This window comes from Brevibacillus sp. BC25, from assembly GCF_000282075.1.
Taxonomy (GTDB): Bacteria; Bacillota; Bacilli; order Brevibacillales; family Brevibacillaceae; genus Brevibacillus.
Window position 1 is genome coordinate 25,245 of sequence record NZ_AKIX01000103.1, and the last position, 15,025, is coordinate 40,269.

Below are 15,025 nucleotides of genomic sequence, written 5' to 3' on the forward strand. Positions count from 1 at the left end.
GATGAACAAGATCGACAAAAACAATATAGCTGACATTTTGCCGTTAAGCCCAACGCAGGAGGGCATGCTGTTTTACTACCGACTCCAAAAGGATTCCAATTTGTATTTCGAACAGCATCGGCTAACCCTTCGTGGCAAGTTTCAGCTGGAGTTGTTTACGCAGGCAGTTACGATGGCGTTTGAGGCCAATGAAATGCTTCGTACGGTTTTTCGCTGGGAGGGGCTTCAAGCCCCTGTCCAGCTGATTCTCAAGCAAAAGACATTGGAGATTCCTTATTTCGATTGGACCGAGTTACCATCTGCAGCGCGGGAAAGAAAACTGTCTGTCTTGTTGTCACAGGACAAGCAAACACCCTTCGCGCTTGAGTTGGGCAATACCATTCGCATTCAAGTAGTACGGATGGAGTTGTATCGTTATGAAGTCATATGGTCATTTCATCACATTCTCATGGACGGATGGAGTTCCGGCATTCTCCTAAGAGAGATATTTACAGCGTACGGACAATTGTGCTCGGGGATCTCCCCTGCGATCAAACAGAAAGCGAAATACAAGGAGTATCTGCGTTTTCTAAAAGAAGCATCGAAAGAACAATCGTTATCGTATTGGAAAGATTCCTTACAAGGAATTAGCTCGCCTACACCGCTTCCCTATATGCGGGATCGTAACGAAGAGCGGCGGTATTCTTCTTATCATCTTCGGCTCAGTCAATCGCTTACGGAGACATTGGAGGAAACATCCAAGCGTTACCGCGTGACAATCAGCACACTGCTGCAAGCCGCATGGGGTATTTTGCTGCAAAAATACAGCGATACGCGGGATGCTCTTTTTGAAGTGGCGTACGCCGGACGTCCTGCCCATCTCACCGGAGTAGAGGAAATCGTCGGCCTCTTCATCAAGACGTATCCGCTCCGGGTCAAACGGACAGAAACGATTACAGTCAAAGAGCTGCTGGGTGTCATGATGGAAGAACAGCACCAGATGGCCCCGCATTTGTACGTGCCAGCAGTTGAGTTGAAAAACTGCTCAGAGATGGACGCACAAACCCCTTTGGCGCACAGTTTGTTCGTTTTCCAAAACTATCCCATCGACAAGACGTTGGCCGGATTGGAACTTGACTTTGAGCTGGAGAATATCACTTCGCATGAAACAACTGATTATCCAATGGTGCTTGAAGTAACACCAGGTGATGAATGGACAGTCCATGTCAACTACCAGGCATGGAAGTTTCAAGCGAAGGAAATTGAACGCCTGGCGCTTCACTATCAGAGCCTTCTCGAGCAGATTGCAGCTGATCCGGATCAAGAGATTCGTGATCTTACCCTGCTCAGTGATCGTGAGCGGCACGAGATGATTGAGGAACAGATGAAAGTCGTGCCAGTACCAAGTAACTACTGCGTGCACGAGTTGATTGATCAAGCGGCAGAAAAAACACCGGATGCAGTTGCGCTTGTTCAAGGAAAGCAGACTGTGACCTACAAGGAGTTACAAGAGCAAGCGAATCGCCTGTCTTGGGCTCTGCAAAAGGAGGTGACAGATGCAGGCCGACCGATAGTTATCATGTGTGATCGTTCCCCTGAGATGATTGCAGCACTGCTGGCTATCCTCAAAACTGGGTGTTACTATGTCCCGCTTGATCCAGACTTGCCGAAAGCGCGAATCGAACAGATCGTAAGCCAGATTCAGCCTATTCTGATTGTGACAGAGGGCAGCTATCTGGAACTCGTCGCTGACTTGCAAACAAGGGTGTTTCGTCTGGATGAACCAGCATGTTGGGCACAGGAGTTAACTCAAACACCACAGCGAAAAGCGGCACCTTCGAGTACTGCGTATGCCATCTTTACTTCTGGTTCGACAGGTACTCCAAAAGGTGTGCGTGTAAAGCATGATCAATTAATCAACGCTCTTTGGTGGCACATTGAATTTGTCGGGTTCGGAGAGCAGACGAGAACGTTGCAGATCGCCACATTGACTTTTGACGCATCGGTTGTCGAGATTTTCTGCACACTGATCAGCGGCGGTACCCTTTGCTTGTTGCAGCGACATGAAAACAAGTCCCCGCAAAAGCTCGCGGCTGCCATCGAGGGCCAACAGGCAAACGTGATACTCGTCGTCCCTACGATGTATCACGCTTTGCTTGACCATGTGGCTGATGGCTCGATGGATTCGATACAAAAAGTATTGTGTACAGGAGAGATGCTGTCTTCTTCCTTAGTAGAACGACATGCAGCCTTGCTGCCCCAAGCGCAGATGTACAACTTGTATGGCCCAACGGAAAATAGTATCTCGGCATCTGGGTATTGTGTACCGAGACAAGGGCCTTTTGAAAACCCGCTCCCGATTGGACATCCAAGTTACAACGTTCGTGTCTTTCTTCTGGACCAAGATTTTCATCTATTGCCCAAAGGGGTAATAGGGGAAATGTACGTAGGCGGGATGGGGGTAACGGAAGGATACATCGCTGACGAGGAAAAAACCAAAGCGTCCTATATACTGACCCCGTATGGCAGGCTTTATCGTACAGGAGACTTGGCATGCTGGACGGATGAAGGGCATCTGCAATATTTTGGCCGCAAGGATTTTCAGATCAAGATTCGCGGCAACCGCGTTGAATTGGAGGAAATTGAAGCTGTCCTGCGCCGTCAGCCTGGTGTCAGGGAAGCAGCGGTAGTGGCCATTCAGGAGTCAAAACGCGATCCTTATCTGGTTGCATGCTTGGCTGCGATGCATCCGATTGAGGAACATGTTCTGCGCGAAGCAGTGCTGACTTATTTGCCTGACTACATGCTACCTGCCTTTTTCGTCCATTTAGATGCCTTGCCTCGGACGCAGAGTGGAAAAGTAGACAAGACTGCCTTGCAACGTCTGGATTACACGCAATATCGCACGGGAAAGGAAGAGGCCCCGGCAGATGAACTTGAGCAGCAATTGGCACAAATATGGCGAGAACTTTTGGCAGTCGAAAAACTAAGCGTGCACGATCATTTTTTCTCGTTAGGAGGCCACTCGCTGAAGGCCGCTCAACTCGTGACCAGATTGCAAAAAGAGAGAAAAACAGACATCACGATCAAGGATGTATTCCAGAAGCCGACCATTCGACAATTAGCTGAGCGCATCAGGGGTAGACAGCCGATATCCTACGTGCCGATTGATCGGGTAAGTAAAGCCGAGAGATACAGGGCTTCTTCTTCACAGAAACGAATTTTCGTGATGCATGGAATAGAAGGAGAAAGCACCAGCTACAACATGTCGGGTGTAATCGCGGTAAACGGTCATCTGGATGTAAGTCGAGTGAAAAGTGTATTTAAGGAAATCATCCAAAGGCATGAAGCATTCCGTACTTCGTTTGCGGTACAGGATGGAGAAGTGTATCAGTACATCAGCGACCATGTGCCATTTGAGATCAAAATCATTCATAGTGACGGCAGGACATTGGACGAACTGATGGAAGACTTCCGGCAATCTTTTGATTTGACGAAAGCACCGCTCCTTCAGGTTTGCCTAGTCGAGGTCACAGCTACTCAGCATTATCTGCTGTTCAACTCTCATCATATTATTTTGGATGGCATTTCACTGAATGTGTTAATGGAAGACTTCGCTAGATTGTATATGGGTGAAGAGCTGCCTGCACTGCCTATTCAATACAAGGACTACGCCGACTGGCAGTGGCAGAAGCGGGGGAGCGAACAGTGGTATCAGCAGGAAAAATACTGGGTGGACACTTTCAGCGACCGAGTCCCGCTCATGTCTTTTCCGCTGGATTACCCGCGTCCTTCTGTTAAGACTTTCCAGGGGGATCACCATACGTTCTTCCTTACTGATTCTATGTACGGTGATTTGCATGCTTTTGCCAAGCAGAACGAAGTGACTGTCCATGCTGTTTTGATGTCGGCTTATTACGTGTTGTTGATGAAATACACGTCACTGGAAGATTTCGTTGTCGGTTCACTGGTGGCTGGACGAAACCATCCCGATTTGGAGCGAATCGTCGGCGTCTTTATCAACTTCCTTCCGATACGCAATCGTCCTCGTGCCGATCTTGTGTATGCCGATTTTGTACAAGAGGTTCAGCGCAGTCTGCTACTGGCCTACGAACATCAGGAGTATCCGTTTGAAGAGATTGTTGCTCGTAGCGCCGCAGGCATCCAGCAAATGCAAAATCCATTGTTTGATACGATGCTGATCTTCCATAACCAGCGGGAGCAAGAAGTGCAATTTACAGTGGACGACGTGCAATTTGAAGAGGTTCCGCATGAATCGAAGACATCGAAACTTGACTTTAAGCTGGATATTACACCACTCGCTGATCAATTTAGGTGCGTGCTTGAATACGATACCCAGTTGTTTAAAGCGGAAACAATGGAAGGCTTCGCTGACAACTATATGCGTGTTCTCGCAGCACTTCTGAAGCATCCGAATCAGCGATTGGATGATGTTGACTTCGTACATCACCAAACAGAAAAAGAGGGCGTGATGAACCGCCTTCATCATGTCGGAGTTGCAGTTCCAGAACTGGGTCCGGCTCAAATCATGTATGGCACTCTCGGATTTGATGCAAGCGATTCCCTGCATGATCCAGAACAAAATGTGTATCTCTCCATGTGCATGAAACCGGGATGTGTGCCAATCGAGCTAATCGCTCCTGTTGATGAAACGTCACCTTGCGTTCGTTTGTTGGAAGAAAAGGGGACGGGTCCGTACCATCTATGCTTTTCGATTTCCAATATTGATCAATTTTTGAAAAGATTAGTTGATTCTGAATTCAAATACGATTTGGTCAGCGCTCCAAAGCCAGCGGTACTTTTCAATCATAGACTCGTTGCCTTTCTCTTTCTGGAAACGGTTGGCCTGATTGAACTTGTAGAGAACGAGAACATGACGCATGACGAATGGCAAAGCAGCGATCAGCGATCTGCTGTCCGGTTGCTTACACCAGATGCTGAAAAGGCACTGTCGTTCTTTACGTTCCTGGGCTATCGGGTTCACGAGAAATATCTGGATCGGCAATCGCAAGCCAGTATTATCACACTGGGCAAAGCGAGAGACAGCAGCATCCAGTTAGTCGAGCCTCGAATGGAGCATTCACAAGAACAACGAGAGCTCATGAAAAGTGGTTGTGGCGTTTACCAAATTGAGGATCGGGTAGCGAATCTGACCGAACGGATCGACACACTGATTGCGTGTGGTATACCCGTTTCTTTTGCAGACCGGACAGGACGTGATCTGCAACTGACAGATGCCCCCTATCTACTTTTGACTGACGGGAAATCAGCTGCACAAAGACCTAAGCCGATTCTAGGCGAGTTTCATTCGGAAACAACGCCCATCTATTCCTTCGTTCAGGAACGTTTGCTGAAGCAGGAACAAGAAGATGGGATTGTGGCTGTCAGATGTTTTGACATCGAGCTTCGGAGCAGAATCGAACTGTCGTATATGCAGCAAGCATGGCAAGCTCTCGTGCGACGATTTCCTCTGCTATCGCCCCAAGGCTATTCCGAACCGATTCCGCTTGCGTTTTGTGATTTACAGGAGAAAAGCGAGGCAGAGGTAACGGTATGGTTGCGAGAACGATTGACTGCCGAGCAGAAAAGGCCGTTTGAGGACAAAGCAGGAAGTTTGGTTCGATTTGAATTGATCAAGCTGGCTGCTGATCGCTATCGGTTGATTGGAAGTCTTCACAGCTCCTTTAGTGATTGGCGAGGTCTCGGACTTCTCCTGGAAGAATGGGAGGCTCTGTATCAAACGATTGCAGAGGGGCACGAACCAGCTGTGGATGAACAGCCTCGCTACGAAGCATTCGCCGTTTGGCAGAAAAAAATGCTTTATTACGGACATCTCGAGGCCCAGCGTCATGAGTGGTTGACAGCATCAAATCCAGATTGTGCTCAACCATTTGGTACGGGAGGGGTAGCGAAACGACAAGTCGAGCAGTATATCGACCCAACAGGTCACGCCGATTTGCTGCATGTAGCTGCTCATTCCAATCAGGAGCTGGGAGACATCTTGCTTGCCTCCTACCTGTTGTTGCTTCGACAGGTCACCCAATTGCCTAGTTTGACGCTTGGAGTAGTGACGACGAATCGGACGCAAGGTGTGCTGGAACAAACGCTAGGCAACTTTGACAATATCGTACCGCTCACCATCGATATGCAGACGATCAGTTCGTTTTCACAATTATTGGATCAAACGAAGCAAGTACGTGACCGCATGCAAATGCTCGCGTTGTATCCGTCAGAGCACTGGCAAGCGACGACACACATGGAATGGCCGACACTTTTTGTCAACCAGACGATCCCGTTCAAAGCTCAGTCAGCTGTTTGGAATCGTGAAGTCAAACGGTCAGTTGAGCCAGAAATGGCAGGAAGTCCGTTAGTTCTTCAGGTAGCAGAAACATCGGAAGGTATCCATGTCGTTTTTACCTATGATCCATCTATGCTTCAGACGGCATATGTTGAATCGCTTTCGGATCGCTATGTGAAAATCCTAAAAATGTTAGCAGAAAAATCCAAAATAAAGTAAAAGGGGTAGGGAAATATGGAAATCAGATCCTCAATTAATTTTCACGACGAACGCTTTTTGATGTTTGTACTGGACCAGATGGCAAATGAGCTTGAGAGAAATGGTGGAGAAGCAATCCGCATGACTCTTGGGAAGTCAGAAATGCCGCTGCATCCCGAAATTATCAATTCCATGCAACAGGCATTGGATAGCTTTGAAAAATATTCGCTCGTGTATCCAGGTGGGCTGCCTGAGCTGAAAGATAAGCTCGCGACCCACTATCAAACAAAATACGATGTGTCAATCAAACCGGAGAATTTCGTAATCAGTGTCGGTACCAGCACACTCTTCCGTAACCTGTTCTACCTCCTGCTTAAAGAGGGCGATGAAGTGTTGTTGCCACTTCCGTACTACTCGCTTTACCATTTCTGCGCGCTGCTAGTCGGTGCGAAAGTTCGTTACTACAAAATTGATATGGATACATTGAGACTTGATGTGGAGTCGTTTAAAGAGAATTTTACAGACAAGACGAAAGTGGTCGTGATCAACACGCCAGGCAACCCATTGGGAAATATTTTGACAAAAGAGGAATTGTATACGATCGACAGCATCGTAGACGGTCGTGCGGCTATTATCAATGACGAAATTTATGCGAATACCTACTTCGATGACGAGTGCGAATCCGTGATGCAGCTGAAAAATACCAAGTCTACGTTCATCACAACGGATGCGTTTTCCAAAGCGTATCGGATGTACAGCAGACGTGTCGGATATGCGATCGTACCGGATGAGCTGGTGCAGCCACTGACGGTCATTCAGCATCACACACTGCTCACAGCTGACCCGGTTGTACAGTTCGGAGCAATGGCTGCGCTTGATTACCAGCATGAGGTTGATCATTTGGTCCAACTGTACAAAGGTCGTCGGGACTACACGATCGATGCTTTCCAAAATGTAGAGGATGTCCGTGCTCTGCCAGCGAGAGGCAGCTTCTACTTCACGCTTGATTGCGAAGCATTTATGAAGAGAAAAGGCATCAGCACCTCGCTAGAGTTGGCTACGCAAATTTTCGAGGCTACACATGTGGCGACCGTACCGGGTTCTGACTTTGGCATCCCGAATACACTGCGCCTCTCATACTCTGCCGCCAAGTATAACGAGGGAATTAACCGTTTGCGGGAATTTTTCACCACCACCTAAAAAGGGGAAGAGTCGCAATGAATGGACGTATGGAACTCGATCTGGATCTGAACGAGTTTAACCTGCTCACTGATGATGAAGCGAACTTGTTAACCCGAGTCAATCAGACAGACAAACCGTATCGCAACAAAGTAACAATCGCTGAACTATTCGCCCGGCAAGCGGAAAAAACGCCTGACAGAGTCGCTGTGGTAGAGGCGGATCGAGAAAGAACATACGCAGAACTACACGCGGAAGCAAACCAGCTAGCCCGCATCCTGAAAGATGCGGGTGTAGTTCCTTCGCAACTCGTAGGAATTCTCGCAGACAGGAGCTCCCGTATGGTAGCGGCGGTTCTTGCAATCCTCCAAGCGGGTGGGGGATACGTCCCGGTTGATCCGCATTATCCCCGAGCTAGAATTCAGTATCTTTTGCAGGATAGTCGCTGCAAGGTGCTTGTAACAAAATCCATATATCTGGATGAGATCATACCGGATCTACCTGACAGCATCGAAACGATCATTTGTTTGGACGAGACTTCCTTCCATCACGAAGGCTACAAGGTCTATACAGCGTCCGACATTCGCGGTCAAAAGGATGAGGCGATAGCTCCGGCAGGTTCAGAGGATGATGTTGCTTATGTCATCTACACATCTGGTTCGACCGGTGCGCCAAAGGGCGTCATGATAACGCACAAACAAGTATTGAATACGTTATTTTGGCTAGAGGAGACTTTTCCACTAAGCGAGACAGACGTTGTTGCCCAAAAAACCTCGATTTCTTTTACGGACTCGGTGTGGGAATTGTTTTGGCCGCTGATGGTTGGATCAAAGCTGTCTATTTTGAAAGAGGAAGACGGGAAAGATCCGGGAGCGTTGTATGACTGGCTGCGGGAGCAACGCATTACAGTCACCCAGTTCGTTCCAGCGATGATGAATGTGTTTCTAGCTCATGTGCATTCTCGAAATGAACCAGATCCGTTGCCCCATTTGAAGTGGGTATTTAATGGTGGAGAAGCACTGACGGCTAATCTGGTTCGCGAATGGAATCGACTGTTCCGTATTGCGCGAATCGCCAATATTTACGGGATGACAGAATCAGCGATATACGCTTCCGTCTATCTTTGCACAGAACAGCCAGCTGAAGAATCACTCAGAATCCCTGTTGGTGTTCCCATTGCCAATACTCATATGTTCATCCTTGGACAGACGGGGGAAATTTGTCCCCCAGATGTCAAGGGCGAGATTTGTATCGGAGGAATTGGCATCACCGACGGATATTTGGGCAAGCCTGAGTTGACCGAGAAAGCTTTTACGTATCATCCCATTACTGGCGAGCGCCTTTACCGTACTGGAGATGTCGGATTGCTCAGCGAAACGGGAGTATTTGAATATCTAGGGCGGATGGATGATCAGGTTCAAGTGCGTGGCTATCGTGTGGAACTGAAAGAAGTTGAACGCGCCGTCCTTTCGCATCCTGCTGTGAATCAGGTAGCTGTTTTGGCTATGACTGATCAAATGGGTATGACCGAACTGGCTTGCTACTATGTCGTGCAAAAGGACGGCGTTCAACCAGATGGGCTTCGCGCGCACCTGCTGGAGTGGCTCCCCGGTTATATGATCCCGAGTTACTTTATGGAACTGTCCGAGATGCCTCTTACCCCGCATGGAAAGATCGATCGAAAAGCTTTGCCTGCTGTAAAGCCTGGCGTCAGTAGTGATTACGTGCCTCCGGCAAATCCGATCGAACAAAAGCTGGCTGAGTTGTGGGCAGATGTCTTACAGATTCCGTCGCCCGGTGTACTTGATCACTTTGTTGGACAGGGAGGGCATTCACTGAAGGCCATTCAGCTTTTATCCAGAATGGAAAGTGACTTTCAAGTGAAGCTTTCTATGCGCGACCTGTTTGATGCCCCGACGATTCGTGGTTTGGCGAATCGGATCACAGGCAGCATTCAAGAGATGGAGAAAAAACCGATCGCCTTGCTCTCTGATCAGGAATATTATCCTGTCACGGGTGCACAAGAGCGACTTTACCTGTTGTGGCAGTTGGAAGAAGATGCTACCAGCTATCATACACCGGGAGTTATGCGGATCACCGGTTCCCTTGATTCAGGGCGTCTTCAAGACGTTGCAGATCAACTCGTCGCACGACATGAGGCGCTGCGCACCTCGTTTCATCTGATTGAAGGTCAGGTGAAGCAAAAAGTACACAGTGACCTGTCTGTACAGATCGAAACATGGAATGCAGACGAGGAAACTGTAGAAAAGGAAATCGAACGCTTTTTCCGGCCATTCGATTTAAAGCAAGCTCCTTTGCTTCGTATCGGCCTAATTGAGCTCTCATCAGAGGAGCATCTGTTGATTTTCGATATGCACCATATCATTTCAGATGGTATATCCAAGTCCATCTTGCTTGAGGAGTTTTGTAACCTTTACCAAGGACAGGTGTTGCCGGAATTGTCGGTACAGGCCAAGGAATTCGCTTGGTGGCAAGCTGAACAAGCTGCCGAGATCAGTTGGGCCGAGCATGAGGCCTACTGGTTGGATGCATTTTCTGAACATCCGCAACCGTTGGCAATTCCGACCGATTATCCTCGCCCACAAACCATGACATTTGATGGAGACGAGTTGCAGACTGTGCTGTCTAGCGAATGTCTGGAAAAACTCGACTCGTTTACCCGTCAGAGTTCTACGACGCTGTACATGCTTCTGTTGGCCGTCTACTCTGTTTTGTTATCCAAATACAGCAATCAGGAAGACATCGTCATCGGCTGCGACATGGATGGTAGACAACGTGCGGAGTTTGCTCCTGTTGTGGGAATGTTTGTTAACACCTTGGCCCTGCGAAACTGGCCGAAGAAAGAATTGACCGTCCAAGAGTATATCGGGCAGGTACGTCAAAACGTGCTAAGCGGTTTTGAGCATGGAGACTATCCATTCGATCAACTCGTAAGCCAGATTCAATTCCCTCGTGATCCAGCAAGGAACCCGCTGTTTGACGCCATGCTGACCTTGCATCATGCAGCGGAGCAGCAAAAGGTCCGTCTCGATCAAATCGAGTTTGCTCCGTACGAGTTCAGACGCAAGGCTGCCATGCTCGATCTGGCTTTGGAAGTGGTTAAGGCTGACGATCAAATGTGCATGCACTGGCAATATAACACGAACCTGTATCACAGAAGAACAATCGAGAAGATGGCTCAAGACTTTGTCATTCTTCTGGAGCAAATGGTAGCCCACCCGAACCGAACCATCGGACAACTCCAGATCGGTCATGGAGTAGTACAGGTAGCACAGGGACAAGTGGACGACGATGACTTTGCTTTTTAAGAAATACATGACGGACAGAAAAGAGGGATTGGCTTGACAACGATAACTGCACAAAACATCTTGCTGGCCAGTGGGCAGTTTGAACGCGAAAAAGACTATTGGATGGGGAACCTCTCTCGAGAGTTTCATTCACTCGACCTTCCAACAGACTCTCGGGCCTCGTTTCAGCGTCAGTCTGATCTTCGTGAGCTGACCATCGTGTTTCCGAACGAACTGAGCAAGGCGCTGATTCATTTGAGCAATGGCTCGGATCAACGTTTGTTCATGGCTTTGCTGAGTGGATTTGGCATCTTGTTGTCCAAATACACGGGACATCAGGACATATGCGTTGGAACGGCTATCTTTCGTCAAACTGAACCGGGTGAGTTTTTGAACAAGTTACTGCCCTTACGTCATCAAGTACTCCCGGAATGGACCATCAAGGAGCTGCTGCAAGAAGTTCGGCAGACCTTAAAGGCCGCTGTGGAACATCAGAACTACCCAATCTTGCGGTTGATCGAGGAACTGCAGGTACCGCAGCAGGGGAACAGCACACCGTTTTTTGAGGCGACTTGCTTGTTGGACGTCCTTCATGATCAGGACAGCCTGGAACAGGTTTCGAGCGAGTTGCAGCTCCTCTTTTCTAAAAAGGAAAACTCGCTCGAATTACTCGTGCGTTACGTGGGGCAAAGATACCAACGCCCCATGATGGAACGGATGATGGAGCATTTGGTCCGTATCTATCAGGTTATCGTAACGCAACCGAATCAGAGGATCGCGGAGATAGCGTGCTTATCTGAGGACGAGGTTCGGGAGCTAGTTCTTTCATTCAACGACAACCGGGTTGATTTTCCGCGCGATCAGAGCTTTGATCGCCTCTTTGAGGAGCAGGTAAAAAAGACTCCTCATCGCAAAGCGGTGACAGACGGAAAAACAACCTTAACCTATCAGGAATTAAACGAGCGATCCAATCGACTCGCGCGCCATTTTATCCAGCAAGGATTACGACCTGGCACAAAAATTGGTATTTACATGAAGCGTAACGCGGATACGCTTGTTGCGATTCTTGCAGTGTTCAAGGCGGGGGGAGCCTACGTACCGATTGATCCAGACTATCCGCAGCATCGGATCTTGTACATCGTGCAGAAGAGCGAGATTGCAGGGTTAATAACTCAGCCTGACTTGCTAGATGGATTGGAGTCGATTCAAGCATCCTCACCTGAGCTGAAGTATCTCTATGTCTTTGGTCAATCCGATCAATCAGTAGAGTCGCTATCGGGAGAGGACATCGATCGGGAGAGTGCGGGAACAGATTTGGCTTACATCATCTTCACATCGGGCACGACTGGACAACCAAAAGGCGTCATGGTGCACCATCGTGGAATGATTAACCACATTTTCGCTAAAATCAACGACCTATCTCTCTGCGAGGATGATCTTGTCGCACAAACGGCCTCTCTTTGCTTTGATATTTCTGTTTGGCAATATCTGGCTGTTTTGCTGGTGGGTGGCTCTGTGCAAGTGGTCGATACAGAGACCGTAATGGATACGCAGGCCCTTCATAACGTGCTGCGTTCCAACCGCGTCACGGTAGCGGAAGTGGTGCCATCTCTGCTCTCCGTGCTGCTTGATCTCGTTCAAGAATGGCACGACTCCGAACGCAGCTTTCCTGATCTGCGGTGGATGGCAGTGACAGGAGAGGAGTTGCCTGCCCCTCTGGTACGGCGCTGGTTTGCCTGCTATTCGGAAATTCCATTGGTGAATATGTACGGGCCAACGGAAGCATCCGATGATATTACCCACCACATTATTCGGGAAATGCCTAGCGATCAGCAGATTGTGGTTCCCATCGGCATACCGATCCAGAACACTCATATTTACATACTCGATCAAAATCAGTGTATCTGCCCACGAGGCGTAAAAGGAGAAATAGGTGTGGCTGGTCCGGGAGTTGGATACGGCTACTACAAAGATGAGGAACGGACGCAAAAAGTCTTTGTAGCAAATCCGTATGCCAGCTGGGTAGAAGACCCTGACTACCAAGTCCTTTACCGAACAGGTGATGTAGGCCGGATCACGGAGGACGGATATATTGAGTACTTCGGGAGAATGGACAATCAAGTCAAGATTCGGGGTTACCGAATCGAATTGAGTGAGATTGAACAGGTTATGCGCAGACATCCTGCGGTCAAGGATGCAGTGGTCTTGGCGCTTTCAGAGGAAACCGGTGCAAAGTACTTATGTGCCTATGTCGTTCCCTTGGAGGAGTTTTCCGCCCGAGATGTGCGTGATTATCTGTTTACTGTGCTTCCGGAATACATGGTGCCGATGCACTATGTAAAACAAAATGTATTGCCACTTACCCCTAATGGAAAAGTGGACAGAGGGGCTTTACCGAAGCCTGGCATACAGGATCGGGTCGACACATCTATTTTTGTGTCAGCGACAACCGAGACGGAAAAAGCTCTCACCCACATCTGGGCGCATGTGTTGCAGCTCGATCCAAACACAATCAGCGCTCGGGACAATTTCTTCGCTCTAGGGGGACACTCGTTAAAAATCAACGCGGTAGCTACCCAGGTTGCACAGCAGTTTGGCATACAGCTTCCACTGCGAACCATGTTTAATCACCCAACTATTCAGGAGCTCGGCAAGGTGATTGATGGAGCAGACAAGACGATTATGAAAAGACGTTTCCCAGTCGAAGCCAGATCGTACTATCCTGTTACGCCAGCCCAGCGCAAGTTCTTTATTCTTCAACAGTTGAATCCGGCTGACACAAGTCTTCATATTACGGCTGCCCGTTTCATCGAGGGTGATTTGAGCCGTGAGAAGGTAGAACATGCTTTTCAAGCATTGATTGACCGCCATGAATCTCTTCGTACCTCGTTTGATTATATAGATGGGCAAGTAGTTCAAATTGTACATGATTCGCTAGACTTCCTTTTGGAAGTGGGCGAAGCAAGTGCAGAGCAGTTGGAGGCCAGCCTGGCAACGTTTGTACGGCCATTCGACTTGCGTCAAGCACCCTTGCTGCGTGCAGGGCTAATCCGGATTGAACCGGAAAAGCATCTCTTGTTGTTCGACATGCACCATATCGTTTCAGACGGTGTATCCATGGATATTCTTGTAGAGGACTTTGTTCGTCTCTATGCAGGCGTGACAATTCCTGCATTGGAGGTTCAGCAAAAAGAGTTTGCTGTATGGCAGGAATCTGCACTTGAGTCAGGGGAGCTTCAAGCTGACTATTGGGCAGACTTGTTTACCAGCCCGGCTCCACTTCTATCGATTCCGACTGATTACGAAAGGCCAGAATCTCTTACGTTTCCTGGTGCGACGATTGAGTTCGAGATATCGACAGAGGAGAGGCAGCGGTTACAGGAGCTGGCAGCGCAGGAACATGCGACACTTTACATGGTGCTGTTGTCGGTATACAACATGTTGCTTGCAAAATACAGCGGCCAAGAGGATGTTGTTGTCGGAACTCCAGTAGCTGGGCGTAAATTTGCAGAGTTTGATGAAGTAATTGGGATGTTTATCAACACCGTTCCTCTACGCAATTATCCAAAAGGCGAGAAAGCCTATCGCGAGTTTCTTGCGGAGGTCCGTGAGCATACGTTAGCCTCTTTTGAACAAGCGGATTACCCGATTGATCTGTTTGTCCAGACTCTTGGTCTTGAGCCAAATACAGGTCGTCAGCCCCTTTTTGATACGATCTTCGTCCTACAAAACATGGACAATCCGGAAGGGGAACTGGAGCTTGACGACATGATCGTCAAAAACTATCCACTGCAAAACAATACGGCTAAACTTGACCTTCATCTGTCGGCTTATCCTGGTTTTGACAGACTTACATGTAAGCTGGATTACCGTAGTGACCTGTTCCGAAGAGAAACGATGGAGCAGTTTGTGAGTGACTTCAAAAGCTTGTTGCAGCAGGTGATGGAAGATCCCCAGCGCCTCCTCCAGGACTTTGAATTGACCCGTGAGGTAGCCCTTATTCAAGCACAGGGCGTCGATTGGGATTTTGAATTTTAGAGCA

At 48.5% G+C, this 15,025-nt stretch carries 4 protein-coding genes; all 4 read left to right on the forward strand.

Translation table 11 applies throughout. The features are described from left to right. Position 1: 1 nt before the first annotated feature. Genes edeN through edeK form a run of 4 tightly spaced genes read left to right on the forward strand, consistent with a single transcriptional unit; the run spans position 2 to position 15,021 of the window. Positions 2-6,517, forward strand: coding sequence for an edeine non-ribosomal peptide synthetase EdeN (gene edeN / locus PMI05_RS23445; protein ID WP_007727237.1), 6,516 nt, complete (start codon positions 2-4; stop codon positions 6,515-6,517). A 15-nt stretch (positions 6,518-6,532) separates the two neighbouring features. Further along, positions 6,533-7,696, forward strand: coding sequence for a pyridoxal phosphate-dependent aminotransferase (locus PMI05_RS23450; protein ID WP_007727239.1), 1,164 nt, complete (start codon positions 6,533-6,535; stop codon positions 7,694-7,696). A gap of 17 nt (positions 7,697-7,713) precedes the next feature. Further along, a complete protein-coding gene (edeL, locus tag PMI05_RS23455) occupies positions 7,714-11,004 on the forward strand; it encodes an edeine non-ribosomal peptide synthetase EdeL (protein ID WP_007727241.1) in 3,291 nt (1,096 codons plus the stop codon). 33 nt (positions 11,005-11,037) lie between these two features. After that, positions 11,038-15,021: an edeine non-ribosomal peptide synthetase EdeK gene (gene edeK / locus PMI05_RS23460; RefSeq protein ID WP_007727243.1), complete on the forward strand. Its 3,984-nt coding sequence runs from the start codon at positions 11,038-11,040 to the stop codon at positions 15,019-15,021. Positions 15,022-15,025 lie beyond the last annotated feature (4 nt).

Bases quoted from the DNA above. Each gene is read 5' to 3' on its own strand.
- edeL (WP_007727241.1), top strand. From the start codon at position 7,714: ATGAATGGACGTATGGAACTCGATCTGGATCTGAACGAGTTTAACCTG.
- edeN (WP_007727237.1), top strand. From the start codon at position 2: ATGAACAAGATCGACAAAAACAATATAGCTGACATTTTGCCGTTAAGC.
- PMI05_RS23450 (WP_007727239.1), top strand. From the start codon at position 6,533: ATGGAAATCAGATCCTCAATTAATTTTCACGACGAACGCTTTTTGATG.